Raw genomic sequence first — 13,779 nt, forward strand, 5'->3', positions numbered from 1 at the left:
GCGCCGATGGTGCGACCGAGAGGTCCCGGATGACAACTTCTGTTGCTGTTTCTGGAACAGTGGGAGGGGAGCGGTGTGCCCGTACGATGAGGAGGACCGGGATGGGAACGGTGCAGCAGCAGGCCGCGCTGGCCGAGACGCTGGCGCAGGTGGGGCCGCGGCTGAGGCGCATCCGCACGCAGCGGCAGGTGAGCCTGTCGGCGCTGGCGGAGGCCACCGGCATCTCCAAGAGCACGCTGTCGCGGCTGGAGTCGGGGCAGCGGCGCCCCAGCCTGGAGCTTCTGCTGCCGATCGCGCAGGCGCACCAGGTGCCGCTCGACGAGCTGGTGGGCGCGCCGGAGATCGGTGATCCGCGCGTCCGCGCCAAGCCGCTGGTCCGCAACGGGCGGACCGTGGTGCCCCTGACGACGCAGCCGGGGCCGCTGCAGGCGTGGAAGTCGATCATTCCGGCCGAGCAGAACCAGCCGCGGCCGATCACGCACGAAGGCTACGAGTGGATGTACGTGCTCTCGGGGCGGGTGCGGCTCGTCGTGGCCGACCACGATCTGATCCTGGGGCCGGGTGAGGCCGCCGAGTTCGACACGCGCCTGCCGCACTGGTTCGGGGCGGCGGGGGACTCGCCGGTGGAGGTGCTGAACCTGTTCGGGAGGCAGGGGGAGCGGATGCACGTGCGGGCCAAGCCTCGCTCTCGAGAGGGGAATTGATCGGATCGGTGCAGAATCGCCCGAGCTGACCTGGGGAGATACCACTTAAGAACTTCGTGGTGATTGGCAGGGACCTGTGCTTGAGCGCATTCACGAGATACCGGCCGCCGTGCTGAGCGCGGACGAGTACCTCGACGACTTCTGGCCGAACTTCCATCAGCTCGACGGCGTGTTCTGGAAGCTCGAACGGCTGCAGAGCTTCCGGGGCGAGCCGAGCTGGGCCGCGATGGTGGAGGGCGATTGGGACCGCTCGCTCAAGCTGGTCGACGACGGGCGCGGGGCGCCGCGCGAGCGCCCGGCCAAGAGGTTCCCCCGGCGCCGGATCCGGATCGTCGAGCAGCCGGTCACGTCGTACGTGCGGTGGGAGGCCCACCTGCTGGCCCTGAGAGGCGAGGCCGCCGAGCAGGTCCGGGTGCTCGACGCGGGCGAGGTGGCCGAGATCGAGGTGGGCAGGCGGCTGCCGGAGCTGGTCGTGCTCGGGACGGTGGCCATGTACGAGGTCACGTACGACGAGACCGGAGCGCACAGTGGGGCGCGGCGGATCGACGACCGGGAGGTGATCGAGGCCTGCCAGGGGGAGCTCGACAAGCTGTTCCAGCGGGGCGAGGAGCTGCGGCCCTACTACGAGCGCGAGATCATGCCGCTCCCCGCCCCGACGGTGACGGTCTGACGGGTCCCCGGCCCAGTCGGTGTGGTGGCTTCCCGTCTCGGCCCTTCAGCAGTGGGTCGGGCGCGCGGCACCGGACCCCGCGGAGGCCGGCCTTCCCCGGTGAGGGGTGCTGTACGGGAGGAGAAGGGTCAGAGGGGCAGGCCGCCGGTGGCGGAGCTGGTGGAGCCGGTCGCCTGGTAGGCGGCGATCGTGCGCTCGGCGATGCGCATCTGGTGGATCTCGTCGGCCCCGTCCGCGAAGCGGGCCCAGCGGGCGTGCTGGAACATGCTCGCCAGCGGCGTGTCCGTCGAGTACCCCAGGGCTCCGTGCACCTGGATGGCCCGGTCGATGATCCGGTTGAGGCTGCCGGCCACGAAGTGCTTGGCCATCGAGACCTCCGTACGGAAGTCCTCGCCCTTGTCGATCTTCGAGGCGGCGTGCAGGACCATGAGCTTGCACTGGTACAGCTCCATGGCCGAGTCGGCGATGAGCCACTGGATGCCCTGTTTCTCGGCGAGCAGGGAGCCGTGGCTGTAGCGCTTGAGCGCCCGGTCGACCATCATGTCGAGGGCGGTCTCGGCCTGGGAGATCCAGCGCATGCAGTGGGCGAGGCGGGCCGGGCCGAGGCGGTACTGCCCGAGGCGGTGGCCGTTGCCGCGCCCGCCGAGGATGGCGCTGCCGGGCACGCGCAGGTCCTTGATGACGATCTCGCTGTGGCCGGTGGAGCCGTGCATGGTCTCCACCTCGCGGACGTCGTTCCAGCCGGGGTTGGGCAGGTCCACGAGGAAGGCGGTGTTGGCGCCGCGTGAGCCTTCGGGCACGTCGGGCTCGGTGCGGGCGATGAGGATGGCGAAGTTGGCCCGGCGGGCGTTGGAGATGAACCACTTGTGGCCGTTGATGATCCATTCGTCGCCGTCCTGGACGGCTTGCGTGCGGATCAGGGTGGGGTCGGAGCCGGCCACCTCCGGCTCGGTCATGGCGAAGCAGGACATCTGCGTGCCGTCGAGCAGCGGCCGCAGGTACTTCTCCTTCTGCTCGTCGGTGGCCCAGTGGAGGAGGGTGTGCATGTTGCCCTCGTCGGGGGCCTGGCAGTTGAGCACCCACGGCCCGATGCGGGTCTTGGCCGCCTCCGACTGCACCATGGCCAGCTCGACGTGCCCGAGGCCCATGCCGCCCCATTCCTTCGGCATGTGGGGCAGCCACAGGCCCTCGGCCCTGGCCAGCGAGCGCAGGTGGAAGATCGTGCGCAGGTACTGGTCGCGGTCGCCCTCCTTCAGGTCCTCCATGGCCGGCATGACGGTGCCCTGGATGAAGGCGCGGACCCGCTTGCGGATCTCCTCGTGCTCGGGGGCAAGGGTGAAATCGATCGCCATTTCGGTATTACTCCTTGACGGGAAAGTGGCAGGCGAGCCAGTGGTCGTCGCCGACCTGCCTGATGGGGGGCTCCTCCGTGGCGCACCGCGGCGCGGCGCGCGGACATCTCGTACGAAAGCGGCACCCAGAGGGCGGGTCGACCGGCGACGGAGGCTCGCCACTGATCAACGTGTCGGCGGGCGGCAGGTCGAGACCGCCGCCGCCGGGGATGGAGGCGATCAGGGCCCGGGTGTACGGGTGCGCCGGGCGGCTGATCAGGTCGGCGCTGGGCGCCAGCTCGCACACCTTGCCCAGGTACATGACGAGGATGCGGTCGCTGACGTTCTTCACCACGGCCAGGTCGTGGGCGATGAAGACGAGGGTGAGCCGGTAGCGGGCCTTCAGGTCCTCAAGGAGGCCGAGGATCTGGGCCTGCACCGAGACGTCGAGCGCCGACACGGGCTCGTCGCAGATCACCACCTCGGGGTCGAGGATCAGCGCCCTGGCGATGGAGATGCGCTGGCACTGCCCGCCGGAGAACTCGTGCGGCCGGCGCTCGGCGGCCGTGGCCGGGTCGAGGCCCACGGCCTCCAGGACCTCGTCCACGCGGTCGCCGGGCAGCTGCCACACGCGCGGGCCCTCGCCGACGATGTCGCGGACGCGGCGGCGCGGGTTGAGCGAGGAGATGGGGTCCTGGAAGATCATCTGGAGGCGCCGGCGGGTCCTGCGCAAGGCCTCGCCGCGCAGGGCGGTCAGCTCCAGGCCGTCCAGCCTGACCGAGCCGGAGCGCGGCGGCGGGAGCTGCACGAGCGCCCGCGCGGCGCTGGACTTGCCGCAGCCGGACTCGCCGACGATGCCGAGCGTCTCGCCGCGTGCCAGGTCGAAGCTCACTCCGGAGACCGCACGGACGGTGCGGCCCCGCCCTGCGGGGAACTCCACCACCAGATCCTCCACCCGCAGCAGCACATCGTCATCGGGGCGCAGGTGCGCGGTTCCGCTACCGGCCACGGCTGTCAGCTCCTGTCGTCCTGACGTCCTGCTCGGCGGTGGCGCCCGGGCGCGGATACCAGCAGGCGTACTGGTGATGGTGATCCTCGGAGAGGGGTGGCGGCTCCAGCTCGCAGCGCTCCCGCGCGTACGGGCAGCGCGCGTGGAACGCGCATCCGGCGGGCAGGTGCGCCAGGTCCGGCGGCCGGCCGGGGATGACGCGGAGCCGGTGGTGCACGGGGTCGGTGAGCCGGGGCGCCGCCTGGAGCAGCGACTCGGTGTACGGCATGCGGGGCCGCGCGAACACCTCGGCGGCCGGCCCCCGCTCGACGACCTTTCCGGCGTACATGACGATGACCTCGTCCGCCCACTGGGCGACCACGGACAGGTCGTGGCTGACCAGGACCACGGCCATGTCCCGCTCCGCGCGCAGCCGGTGCAGCAGCCGCAGCACCTGCGCCTGGATGGTCACGTCGAGCGCGGTGGTCGGCTCGTCGGCGAACAGCACGTCCGGCCGGCACGACAGCGCCATGGCGATCGTCACCCGCTGCCGCATCCCGCCGGACAACTGGTGCGGGTAGCGGCGCAGCATGCGGACGGGGTCGGGGATGCCGACCGAGGCGAGCAGCTCGACCGCCTCGGCGCGGGCCCGGCGGCGGCTCATGCGCAGGTGCACCCGCAGCGGCTCCATGACCTGGGTGCCGATCGTGCGGACGGGGTTCAGCGCGGTCATCGGGTCCTGGAACACGGTGCCGAGCCGCCGGCCGAGCACCGGGCGCATCTCGGCGGGGCCGTAGGCGGTCAGGTCGTCGCCCGACAGGTACACGTGGCCACCCCTGATCGAGGTGCCGGGCAGCAGGCCCAGGACGGAGCGGATCAGCATGGACTTGCCGGACCCGGACTCGCCGACGACGGCCAGGGTGCGGCCGCGGTCGAGGGTGAACGAGACGCCGTCCACGGCCTTGACGACGCCGCGCGGCGTGACGAAGTGCGTGCGCAGCTCCTCCACCTGGAGGAGGGTGTCGCGGACGGGGTGGGTGGGGGTGGGCAGCGGGAGCGCGGCGGGCGCGCGTACCGGCTCCAGGCCGATCTCGCGCACGTCGGTCAGCGCCCGCAGCCGGTCGCCGACCAGGTTGAACGACAGCACGGTCAGGAACATGACGACCGAGGGGGCCAGCACGACGTGCGGCGCGGTCTCCATGAGCGTGCGGCCCTCGTTGATCAGCCCGCCCCAGGTGGGGGTGGGCGCCTGGACGGACAGGCCGAGGAAGGCCAGGCTGCCCTCGGCGACCACGACCACGGCCATGCCGATGAAGGCGTAGGAGGCGGCGGGCACGGCCACGTTCGGCAGGATCTCGCGCCACAGGATGCGCCGGTCGCGGGTGCCGAGCACGCGCGCGGCCAGCACGAACTCGCGCTCGGCGAAGCTGAGCGTGGCGCCCCTGATGAGGCGGACCCAGGAGGGCACGCCGAGCACGCCGAGGACGATCAGCACGTTGCGCAGGTTCGCCCCGGCGAAGGCGACCACGGCCAGCGCGAACACCAGCGCGGGGAACGCCTGCGCCACGTCGTTGACGGCCATGATGACCGCGTCCGTGGCCCTGCGCCGGTAGCCGGCCAGGATGCCGAGCGGCGCGCCGACGCCCAGGCCGAGCAGGACGGCGCCGAGGCCGACGCCGAGCGAGACGCGCGCCCCGTACACGACCCTGCTGAGCACGTCGCGGCCGAGCCCGTCGGTGCCGAACGGGTGCGCGGCGCTGGGCCCCGACTGCGGCGGACCGGCCAGCGTCTCGTCGTAGCGGGCGAACGGCAGGAAGTCCGCCAGCAGCGCGGCCAGCAGCACCAGCCCGATCCAGCCCGCCGCGAGCCAGACCCCGAACCCGAGCCGCCTACGCACGACGGATCCGGGGATCGACGGCGGCGTACACCAGGTCCACCGCGAAGTTCACGACCACGTAGCCGACCGAGATCAGCACGACGCCTCCCTGCACCGTCAGGTAGTCGCGGGAAAAGATGGAGTCGACGATGAGCCGCCCGACGCCGGGCAGGCCGAACAGGGTCTCGATGATGACGGTGCCGCCGATGAGGGCGCCCAGGTTGAGGCCGATGGCGGTGATCAGGGTGATCGCGGAGGGGCGCAGCGCGTGCCGCCACAGGATGCGGCGCGGCGACAGGCCGCGGGCGCGGGCCAGCGTGATGTAGTCCTCCTGGAGGGTGGCGATCAGGTCGGTACGCAGCAGCCGCGCGTACACGGCGAACTGCCCGCAGCCCAGCGTCACGGCGGGCAGCACCACGGAGGTGAGGTTCCAGCCCAGGTCGACCGACAGGGACGTCCAGCCGGTCGCGGGCACCACCCGCCAGGTGACGGCGAACAGCAGGATCAGCAGCACCCCGAGCACGAACACGGGCGTGGACAGCAGCGCGAAGCTGAGCGCGGTGAGCGCCTGGTCGAGGGCGCGCCCGGCGCGGCGCGCGGCGGCCACGCCCACCGGGACGGCCAGGCCGAGCGCCACGATCTGCGCGGCGACCAGCAGCTCCAGCGTGACGGGCAGCCGCTCGGCCAGCTCGGCGCCGACCGGCATCCTCGTGATGTACGAGGTGCCGAAGTCGCCGCCGGCCAGGCCGCCGAGCCAGTCGAGGTAGCGCACCAGCAGCGGCTGGTCGAGCCCGAGCTCCTGGCGCAGCTGCGCGCGGGCTTCCTCGGTCGCCGACAGGCCCAGGATCTGCGTGACCGGGTCGCCGGGCAGCAGGTTGAGCAGGACGAACGACAGGAACGTCACCACGACCAGCACCACCAGGAGCCGGGCGAGCCGGTGGAGGACGATCACCGCTCGCTGACCCAGAGCTGGGTGAACGGGTGGTACGGGATGGGCGAGCCGGTCAGCGGGAGCCCCTTCTCGCCGTCGGGCAGGACGTGCTCGCCGATGCCGCGCACCTTCGTCTTGGCGATGACGGCGCCGGTGTTCAGGTGGTCGACGAACACGTACGGCACCTGGTCGCGCAGCCGTTGCTGCACGGTGGCGTACGCCTGCTTGCGGGTGGCCTCGTCCGGGCTCGTCCGGCCCGTGTCGAGGGCGGCGCTCAGCTTCTCGTCCTTGAGCCTGGTCATGTTGAGCGAGATGGCGCCGACGGGCTTGGCGTAGGCCTGGTGCATCCAGACGTACTCGCCGTCGGGGTCCTGGGCGGAGAACTGGGTCCAGACGGTGGCGGAGAAGTTGCCGGTGATGGCGCGGTTGATCAGGTCGGCCTGGTCGGCCTGCTTGATCGACACCTCGATGCCGGCCTTGCGCCACATGTCCTGGGCCAGCTCGACGCCCTGCATGGTGTTCGGGTCGGGGGTGGAGATCAGCTCGAAGCGGATCGGGCCCTTCTCCGCCTCGACTTCCTTGACCAGGGCGGTCGCCTTGGCCAGGTCGTAGGCGGGGTAGCCGCCGGGGGCGTACCAGGGGGAGTCCTTGGACCAGGGGCCGTCGGCGGGCTCGGTCAGGCCGCCGCGCAGGGTCTTGATGACGGTCTCGCGGTCCATGGCGTGGGCCAGGGCCCTGCGTACGCGTACGTCGTCGAGCGGGGGCACGGCGGTGTTGAGCAGGAACATGTACTCGGCCACGGCCATGCCCTGGGCCCGGTGCACGGTGTACTGGTCCTTCATGGCGCCGAACTTGGTCAGGTCCTCGTCGCGGGAGGTGCCGATGGCGTCCACGCCGCCCGCTTCGAGGGTCTGGGCGCGGGTCTGCGTGTCGGGCAGGATCCTGAACTCGATCTCGTCCAGGTACGGCAGGCCCACGCGCCAGTAGTGCGGGTTGCGGGTGACGACCATGCGGTTGTCCGGCACGTACTCCTTGAAGACGAACGGCCCGGTGCCGACGGGTTTGAGGCTGGCCGTCTTGGGGTCGTTGAGCGAGGCCGGCGGGACGATCATGCCGGTCTGCACGGCCAGCAAGTACGGGAAGGCCACCCACGGCTGGTTCAGGACGACCTTGACCGTCATCGGGTCGGCCAGCTCGAACGACTTGATCGGCATCATGGCGGCGGCGGTCAGCGGGGAGCGCTTCTGGGCTTCGAGGTTGGCCTTGACGATGTCACCGGTCAGGGAGATGCCGTCGGAGAAGGAGATGCCCGGCCTGACCTTGATGGTCCACTCGTCGTACTTCTTGCTGGGGGTGAGCGATTCGGCCAGGTACGGCTTCCAGGAGCCGTCGGCGGCCACGGCGACCAGCGGCTCGATGATGGTGCCCGTCATGCTGTAGCTCTGTGCCGCGAACTGGTCGGTGACCGGGTTGAACCCGTTGGCGTCCGCGCTGACCGCGTAGACCAGGCGCCCGCCCTGGGCGGGCCCGGTCGCGGCCGGCGCTCCGGACTGCGATTGTGGTTGCGGTTCGGCCGGCCGCTGGCCGCTGCACGCCAGCATCACCATCGCGGCCAGCGACAACGTGACCGGCGTCCTCCAGCGTTTCATCCACGCCTCCTCCCGGCTGATCCCCCGAGAGCAATTTCACCGATAGTACTATCGGTGAAATTCCGCACAAGTGGCGCGGGAGAATCGTTACGGGAGGGGAGGGGACTCATGACGAGCACACCGCTCACGAGAAGCGAGGCGAAAGACCTGACCAGGCGCAAGCTCATCCGCGCCGCCCTGGCCATCCTCGACGAGGAGGGCGAGGCGGGGCTGAGCACCGTCAAGGTCGCCAAGGCCGCAGGCATCGCGCAGTCCAGCTTCTACGTGCACTTCAAGGACATGCAGGAGCTGCTGCGGGTGCTCGCCGAGGAGGGCGGCGAGCGGCTGCGCGCCACCATGCGCGAGGCGCGCCGCAAGGCCCGCGAGCACCCCGGCGACCTCGGCCTGCACCGCGAGACGTTCCGCATCCCGCTGGAGTCGATCTGCCGGCACCCCGAGCTGCTGCGCATCCAGATCAGGGCGCGCCACGACCCCTCCTCCTCGCTGCGCGACTTCGCGGTGGAGACGGCCGCCGCCTACCGCGAGCACCACGCCGCCGACCTGGCCGCCCTCGGCTACACCGCCGACGACGAGCGCGACCGGCGGCGGCTGGAGATGATCGCCGACGGCATCAACGCCGCCACCAACGCCCTGGCCATGGGCCACCTGGAGGGCCGCTACCCCGACCTGGACGAGGCCGCCGACATCCTGACGGCCCTGTCACGCGGCGCGCTGCGCTGGCTGAGGGCGACCTCGAACCACGAGTCCTCCGGCCCGTCCTGAACGGGGGCGAAGGGGACGGTCAGCGCAGCAGCTCACCCGCCACGGCGCAGGCCGCGTCCGCGTCCAGGCGGCCGTCCAGCACCGCCGTGACGACCCGCCGCCTCAGCGTGGTCCCGAACGTGAGCGGCCGCTCCCACGCCAGCGCCTGCCCCACCCCCGGATACTCCTCGACCCGGACGAACCAGGGGTCGCCGTCCGCCTGGGCGAAGACGAGCGTCCAGTCCCGGCCCTCCGGCGTGGTGCCGGACATGGCCAGCCACGGGCCGGTGCTGCCGTGCACGGCCCGTTCGTCTCCCGGGAGGGTGCTCCTTTCCACCGAAGTGCCGGGGGCGCGCCAGAAGAAGCCGCCGTAGCCGGCGCCCGCGCGGCCCTTGGTGGCCGAGCTGTTGATCTCCAGCGGCGCGCCGGTCAGGTTCGTGAGGGTGAACGCGAAGTCCAGCGCCCAGCCCTGCCCGAGCGTCCGCGCGGCCACCGTGCGTTCCTCGCGGACCACCGGGCGGCCGTCCGGCCCGATCCACTCCAGGTGCTCGGTGAAGCCGCCGTCGTCGAGGCGGGTGAAGGCCACGTGCCGCTGCGTGCCGTGGTCGTCCAGCCAGGTCGGCCCCTGGTCCTTGACATATGTGCGCCCGCCCCAGAAGTTCACCCCGCCGAGGTCGGAGATCGCCACCCCGACCCCGAGGTGGTGCACATGGTCCTCGGGCCGGACCTGCGTGACCTCCACTCCGCCGAGGGTGCGCACCGCGTGCAGGTAAGGGCGGGGCGAGTCGGTGGCGGGCAGGTCGGGGCGCGGCTCGTAGACGGCCACCGGGCGGCCGGCCACGAGCAGCTCGACCCGCGTCCACGGCACGTCCAGCTCGGAGTAGAGCGCCAGCTCCAGCGCACTGCGCCGGACCAGGTCGGCCACGCCGGGCAGCACCCGGCTGACGACCTCGCCGGCCGCGTCCCGCTCGACGAGCTGGTGCCGCTCGGGGATGGGCGTCGGCTCGGGCGCCAGCCGGATCGCGTCCAGCACCTGCGTGAACCGCTCGGTGGCCGCCAGCGGCACCAGCAGCTCGGCGCCCGTGCGGACGTGGTCGATGAGGTTCTCCAGCAGCCCCACCCGGTCGTGCACGGTCGTGGTGACCGAGCCGTCGGGCAGCTCCACCTTCAGCCGGTCGTGCGTGTACGTCAGCGTGGCCCGGCCCGCGTCCCCCTGCACGACGAGGTGGGCCTCGCCGCGCCCGCCCCTGCCCGGCGGCGGCTCGACGCAGGGCGCGCAGAGCGTGGCCGCCATCGTGATCGTGAACCCGTCCTCCAGCCGCACCCGCACGCAGGAGGTGTCGTCGGACTCGATCGGGTGGGCGCGGAACAGCTCGGTCTCGATCTCCGCGATCGGGCCGTCGGCCAGGGCCAGCGCGGTGGCGATGGCGTGCGCGAACGGGTTGGTCAGCGCGCCGTCCATCACGTCCACGCCGTCGAGGCGCCGCTTGCCGGCCCAGGCGGCGCGGGTGAAGTAGGCCGACGGGCGGTGCCAGGCGCCCCAGCCGCCGATGCCGCGCACCCGGCCGAGCCGCCCGTCCGCGATCAGCCTGCGCAGGGCGGGGATCGCGGCCGAGCCGAGCGACTGGAAGCCGACCTGGCAGGCCAGCCCCGTCTCCGCGACGACCTCGGCGATCCTGCGCTGCTCCTCGGGGCTGGGCGCGGGCGGCTTCTCCAGCAGCACGTGCGAGCCGGCGCGCAGCGCGGCGATCGCGAGGTCGGCGTGCGTGTTGATCGGCGTGCAGACGATCGTGATCTCCGCGCCGGTCTTGGCGACCAGCTCGCCCAGGTCGGACGACTGGAGCGGCGCGCAGAAGTCCACCTCGACGGGCCGCAGGTCGCAGACCCCGGCCAGCTCGACCACGCCACGACCGGCCAGCTCGCGCAGGATGTCCAGGTGGTGCCTGCCGTGGCCCGTGGCGCCCGCCAGGACCACCTTCACGGGCGCCATCACGACCACCTCAGCTTTCGCAAGGGTGCCATCACGACCACCTCAGCCCGAGCCCGGCGTGCCCGCCCGCGCGCAGCACGCCACCTGAGATCTCCACGGGATACGGCTGCGCCAGCAGGCCCAGCCGGGCGAAGGAGGCGTCCTCCACGTCCTCGGCCATGACCGGCAGCGGCAGCGCCAGCGCGAGCTGCCCCGACACCTCGCCCAGCAGGTGCGGGTAGACCGGCACGTCGTACGTCCTGGCCAGCTCCACGATCCGCAGGAACGGCGTGATGCCGCCGACCCGCACCACGTTCGGCTGGACGATGTCGCACGCCCCGGCCGCCAGCAGGTCGCGGAAGCCGTAGGTGGTGTAGACGTTCTCGCCGACCGCGACCGGCATGTCGATGGAGCGGCGCAGCTCCACGTGCGCGGCCACGTCGTCGGCGGGCAGCGGCTCCTCGATCCAGTGCGGATCGAACGCGCGCAGCGCGGCCAGCGCCCGGCGGGCCCGGTGCAGGTCCCAGCGCTGGTTCGCGTCGATCATGAGCAGCCGGTCGGGGCCGATCACCTCGCGGACGGCGGCCACCCGCGCCACGTCCTCGGCCAGGTCGGGCCGGCCCACCTTGATCTTGACGCCCCGGTAGCCGGCCGCGACCCAGCGCTCGGCCTGCGCGACCAGCTCCTCCAGGGAGTAGTGCAGGTTGACGCCGCTGCCGTAGACCGGCACCTCCTCGCGCCGCCGGCCCAGCACGTCGGGCAGCGACTCCGTACCGCAGCGCAGGTCCCACAGCGCCAGGTCGACGCCGGCCAGCGCGATCGTGGTGATCCCGCCGGGGCCCGCCTCGCGCAGGTGCCGCCACAGCCGGTCCCACACGACCTCGGGGTGCGCGGGCAGCCCGATCAGCGCCTCGCGCAGTTCGTGGTCGAGCAGCGCCTTGACGGCGTGCGCGCCGATCTGCGGCGTCCAGGAGAAGCCGGTGCCGGTGCGCCCGTCCTTCAGCGTGACGTGCGTGACGATCACGTGGTTGTCCGGCACGTCCGCGCCCCATGGCCGGGGCAGCGGCGCGGTGCGCAGCTCCGTACGCAGGTCGGCGATCGTCATGGCGCGACCAGCTCCAGCCCGGTCTTGATCAGCGCCTCCAGCTCGGCCAGGTGCTCCTCGCTCACCTCGACCAGCGGCGGGCGGACGGCGCCGGCGTCCAGGCCGCGCAGCCGCACGCCGGCCTTGACCAGGGCGACCGGGTAGCCGGGCACCTTGCCGCGCAGGCGCACGAGCGGCGCGTAGAACTCGGTGAGCAGCCGCTCGTCGCCGTTGAGGTAGGCCAGCGCGATCTCGGGCGCGAACGCGAACACGGCGCTGGAGTACAGCTCCACGCCGATGCCCCGGTAGGCGGGCATGGTCAGCTCGGCCGTCGGCAGCCCGTTGAAGAACAGGAAGTCCGGGTACTGCTCGCGCACGGCCAGCACGGTGCGCTGCATGCGGTCGATGTCGCCCAGGCCGTCCTTGAGCCCGATGACGCCGGGGATGCCGGCCAGCGCCACCACGGCCTCCGGCTCCAGCACCACCGAGCCGCGCTGGTAGACGATCACCGGCAGCACCTCGGCGACCGCCCGCACGTACGCCTCGAAGCCCTGCCCCGGCCCCTGCGCGAGGTAGGGCGGCATGAGCAGCAGCCCGTCCGCGCCCGCCGCGCGGGCGGCCCGCGCCTGGTTCAGCGCCGCGCCGATCGGCCCGCCCGCGCCCGCGAACACCGGCACCCGCCCGGCCACGACCTGCGTGGCCACCCGCGTCGCCCGCGCGTGCTCGGCCTCCGACAGGGCCGAGAACTCGCCGGTGCCGCACGCCACGAAGACACCGCCCGGCCCGTGCTCCATGCCCTGCCGTACGTGCTCGGCCAGCACCTGCTCGGCGAGCGCGCCGTCGGCGTCGAAGGGGGTGACGGGGAAGAACAGCACACCGCTGAGGTTCATTAGGTTACATCCTTGAGTTCGGTACGCCAGCTGCGCTTGGGCTGCCAGCCGAGCAGGCGCTGTGCCTTGGCGGTCGAGAAGGCGGGGGAGGTGCCGGTGAGCCCGGCGGCCAGCGTCTCGGTGCCGGGCACGACCTGGGGGAGCAGGTCGGCCAGCGGCTTCCTGGCCAGCGCGTCGGCGGCGCCGGCGAAGAACACCTCGCCGTTCGGCAGGTCGGGCAGCGCCTCGGAGAGCACGGCGATCATCTCGGCCGCGTCGCGGGAGTCGATGTAGTTGAACAGCGACACCCCGCCCAGCTCCGGCCGGTCGAGCCGCTCGCGCACCGTGTGGCCGGACTGCGTGGGCGCGCCCGCCCACTCCTCGGGCGGGATGACGAAGCACGGCCGGACGGCGGCCAGCTTGGTCGTGCCCGCCCTGGCGTACGCCTTCATGGTCTCCTCGGCGGTCACCTTGGACAGGTTGTAGGCGTTCCACGGGCGCACCGGGTGCTGCTCGTCGATCGGCAGGTACGCCGGCGTCCAGCCGCCGGGCGCGCCGTACCCCATGACGGTGGGGCTGCTGGCCACCACCACGCCCGGCACGCCCAGGGCCACCGACGCGGAGCACACGTTGTACGCGAGCTGCGTGTTGACCTTGAAGATCACCGATTCCGGAACGCTGAACGGGGTCGCGATCGCGGCCAGGTGGATCACCGACTCGGGCCTGAACCTGGCCAGGACCTCGAACGTCTCACCGGTGTCGGTGAGGTCGGCCGGCAGGGTGACCGCCGCCTCCGGCGGGGTGCCTGGGGCGCGGTCGACGCCGATGACCTCGTGCCCGGCCGCCGCGAGCGTGCTGACCACGCTGCGGCCGAGGCGTCCGGCGCTTCCGGTGACGAGGACTCTGCTCACCGTGTGGGGCTCCTTCAAGACTGCAAACAGTTGCACTAAACCTTCATGTCCGGAAG

General features: G+C 72.3%; 12 protein-coding genes. 3 read left to right on the forward strand and 9 right to left on the reverse strand.

The features are described from left to right. Positions 1 to 101: 101 nt before the first annotated feature. Together HCN51_RS08240 and HCN51_RS08245 are read left to right on the forward strand one after the other, a co-directional pair. A complete protein-coding gene (locus HCN51_RS08240; protein ID WP_168008359.1) occupies positions 102 to 704 on the forward strand; it encodes a helix-turn-helix domain-containing protein in 603 nt (200 codons plus the stop codon). Positions 705 to 780: 76 nt separating this feature from the next. Beyond that, on the forward strand, positions 781 to 1,374 hold the full coding sequence (locus tag HCN51_RS08245) for a DUF6879 family protein (protein WP_168008361.1): 594 nt from the start codon (positions 781 to 783) through the stop codon (positions 1,372 to 1,374). Positions 1,375 to 1,502: 128 nt separating this feature from the next. Here HCN51_RS08245 and HCN51_RS08250 read toward each other — a convergent pair whose 3' ends face one another. Genes HCN51_RS08250 through HCN51_RS08270 form a run of 5 tightly spaced genes read right to left on the reverse strand, consistent with a single transcriptional unit; the run spans position 1,503 to position 8,149 of the window. Beyond that, positions 1,503 to 2,726 carry an acyl-CoA dehydrogenase family protein gene (locus HCN51_RS08250; RefSeq protein WP_168008363.1) on the reverse strand — a complete coding sequence of 408 codons (1,224 nt, stop codon included), beginning with the start codon at positions 2,724 to 2,726 and terminating at the stop codon, positions 1,503 to 1,505. 7 nt (positions 2,727 to 2,733) lie between these two features. Then, a complete protein-coding gene (locus tag HCN51_RS08255) occupies positions 2,734 to 3,714 on the reverse strand; it encodes an oligopeptide/dipeptide ABC transporter ATP-binding protein (RefSeq protein WP_168008365.1) in 981 nt (326 codons plus the stop codon). Further along, complete coding sequence (locus HCN51_RS58055; RefSeq protein ID WP_168008367.1) at positions 3,704 to 5,590, reverse strand: oligopeptide/dipeptide ABC transporter ATP-binding protein; 1,887 nt, start codon at positions 5,588 to 5,590, stop codon at positions 3,704 to 3,706. Before HCN51_RS58055 ends, HCN51_RS08255 begins: the two co-directional genes overlap by 11 nt. After that, the gene (locus HCN51_RS08265) at positions 5,583 to 6,521 is read right to left on the reverse strand and encodes an ABC transporter permease subunit (RefSeq protein WP_168008369.1); all 939 of its coding nucleotides are present in this window, start codon (positions 6,519 to 6,521) and stop codon (positions 5,583 to 5,585) included. The genes HCN51_RS58055 and HCN51_RS08265 overlap by 8 nt, the downstream gene beginning before the upstream one ends. Then, positions 6,518 to 8,149 (reverse strand): ABC transporter substrate-binding protein, encoded by a 1,632-nt coding sequence (locus HCN51_RS08270; protein ID WP_168008371.1) that lies wholly within the window; start codon positions 8,147 to 8,149, stop codon positions 6,518 to 6,520. The genes HCN51_RS08265 and HCN51_RS08270 overlap by 4 nt, the downstream gene beginning before the upstream one ends. A 108-nt stretch (positions 8,150 to 8,257) precedes the next feature. On the opposite strand from HCN51_RS08270, the gene HCN51_RS08275 reads away from it, so the two are divergent. Continuing rightward, positions 8,258 to 8,911, forward strand: coding sequence for a TetR family transcriptional regulator (locus tag HCN51_RS08275; protein ID WP_168008373.1), 654 nt, complete (start codon positions 8,258 to 8,260; stop codon positions 8,909 to 8,911). A 19-nt stretch (positions 8,912 to 8,930) separates the two neighbouring features. Here HCN51_RS08275 and HCN51_RS08280 read toward each other — a convergent pair whose 3' ends face one another. From HCN51_RS08280 to HCN51_RS08295, 4 genes are read right to left on the reverse strand one after another with little or no spacing between them, the layout of a single operon-like run. Then, a complete protein-coding gene (locus HCN51_RS08280; RefSeq protein WP_168008375.1) occupies positions 8,931 to 10,880 on the reverse strand; it encodes a DUF6807 family protein in 1,950 nt (649 codons plus the stop codon). A gap of 31 nt (positions 10,881 to 10,911) precedes the next feature. Further along, entirely contained in the window at positions 10,912 to 11,964 is a 1,053-nt protein-coding gene (locus HCN51_RS08285; RefSeq protein ID WP_168008378.1) for a mandelate racemase/muconate lactonizing enzyme family protein, read from the reverse strand. Next, a complete protein-coding gene (locus HCN51_RS08290; RefSeq protein WP_168008380.1) occupies positions 11,961 to 12,833 on the reverse strand; it encodes a 5-dehydro-4-deoxyglucarate dehydratase in 873 nt (290 codons plus the stop codon). Before HCN51_RS08290 ends, HCN51_RS08285 begins: the two co-directional genes overlap by 4 nt. Continuing rightward, entirely contained in the window at positions 12,833 to 13,723 is an 891-nt protein-coding gene (locus tag HCN51_RS08295; RefSeq protein ID WP_168008382.1) for an NAD-dependent epimerase/dehydratase family protein, read from the reverse strand. Before HCN51_RS08295 ends, HCN51_RS08290 begins: the two co-directional genes overlap by 1 nt. Between the last annotated feature and the right edge of the window lie 56 nt (positions 13,724 to 13,779).

Origin of the sequence: Nonomuraea composti, from assembly GCF_012034275.1 — a bacterium.
Taxonomy (GTDB): Bacteria; Actinomycetota; Actinomycetes; order Streptosporangiales; family Streptosporangiaceae; genus Nonomuraea; species Nonomuraea composti.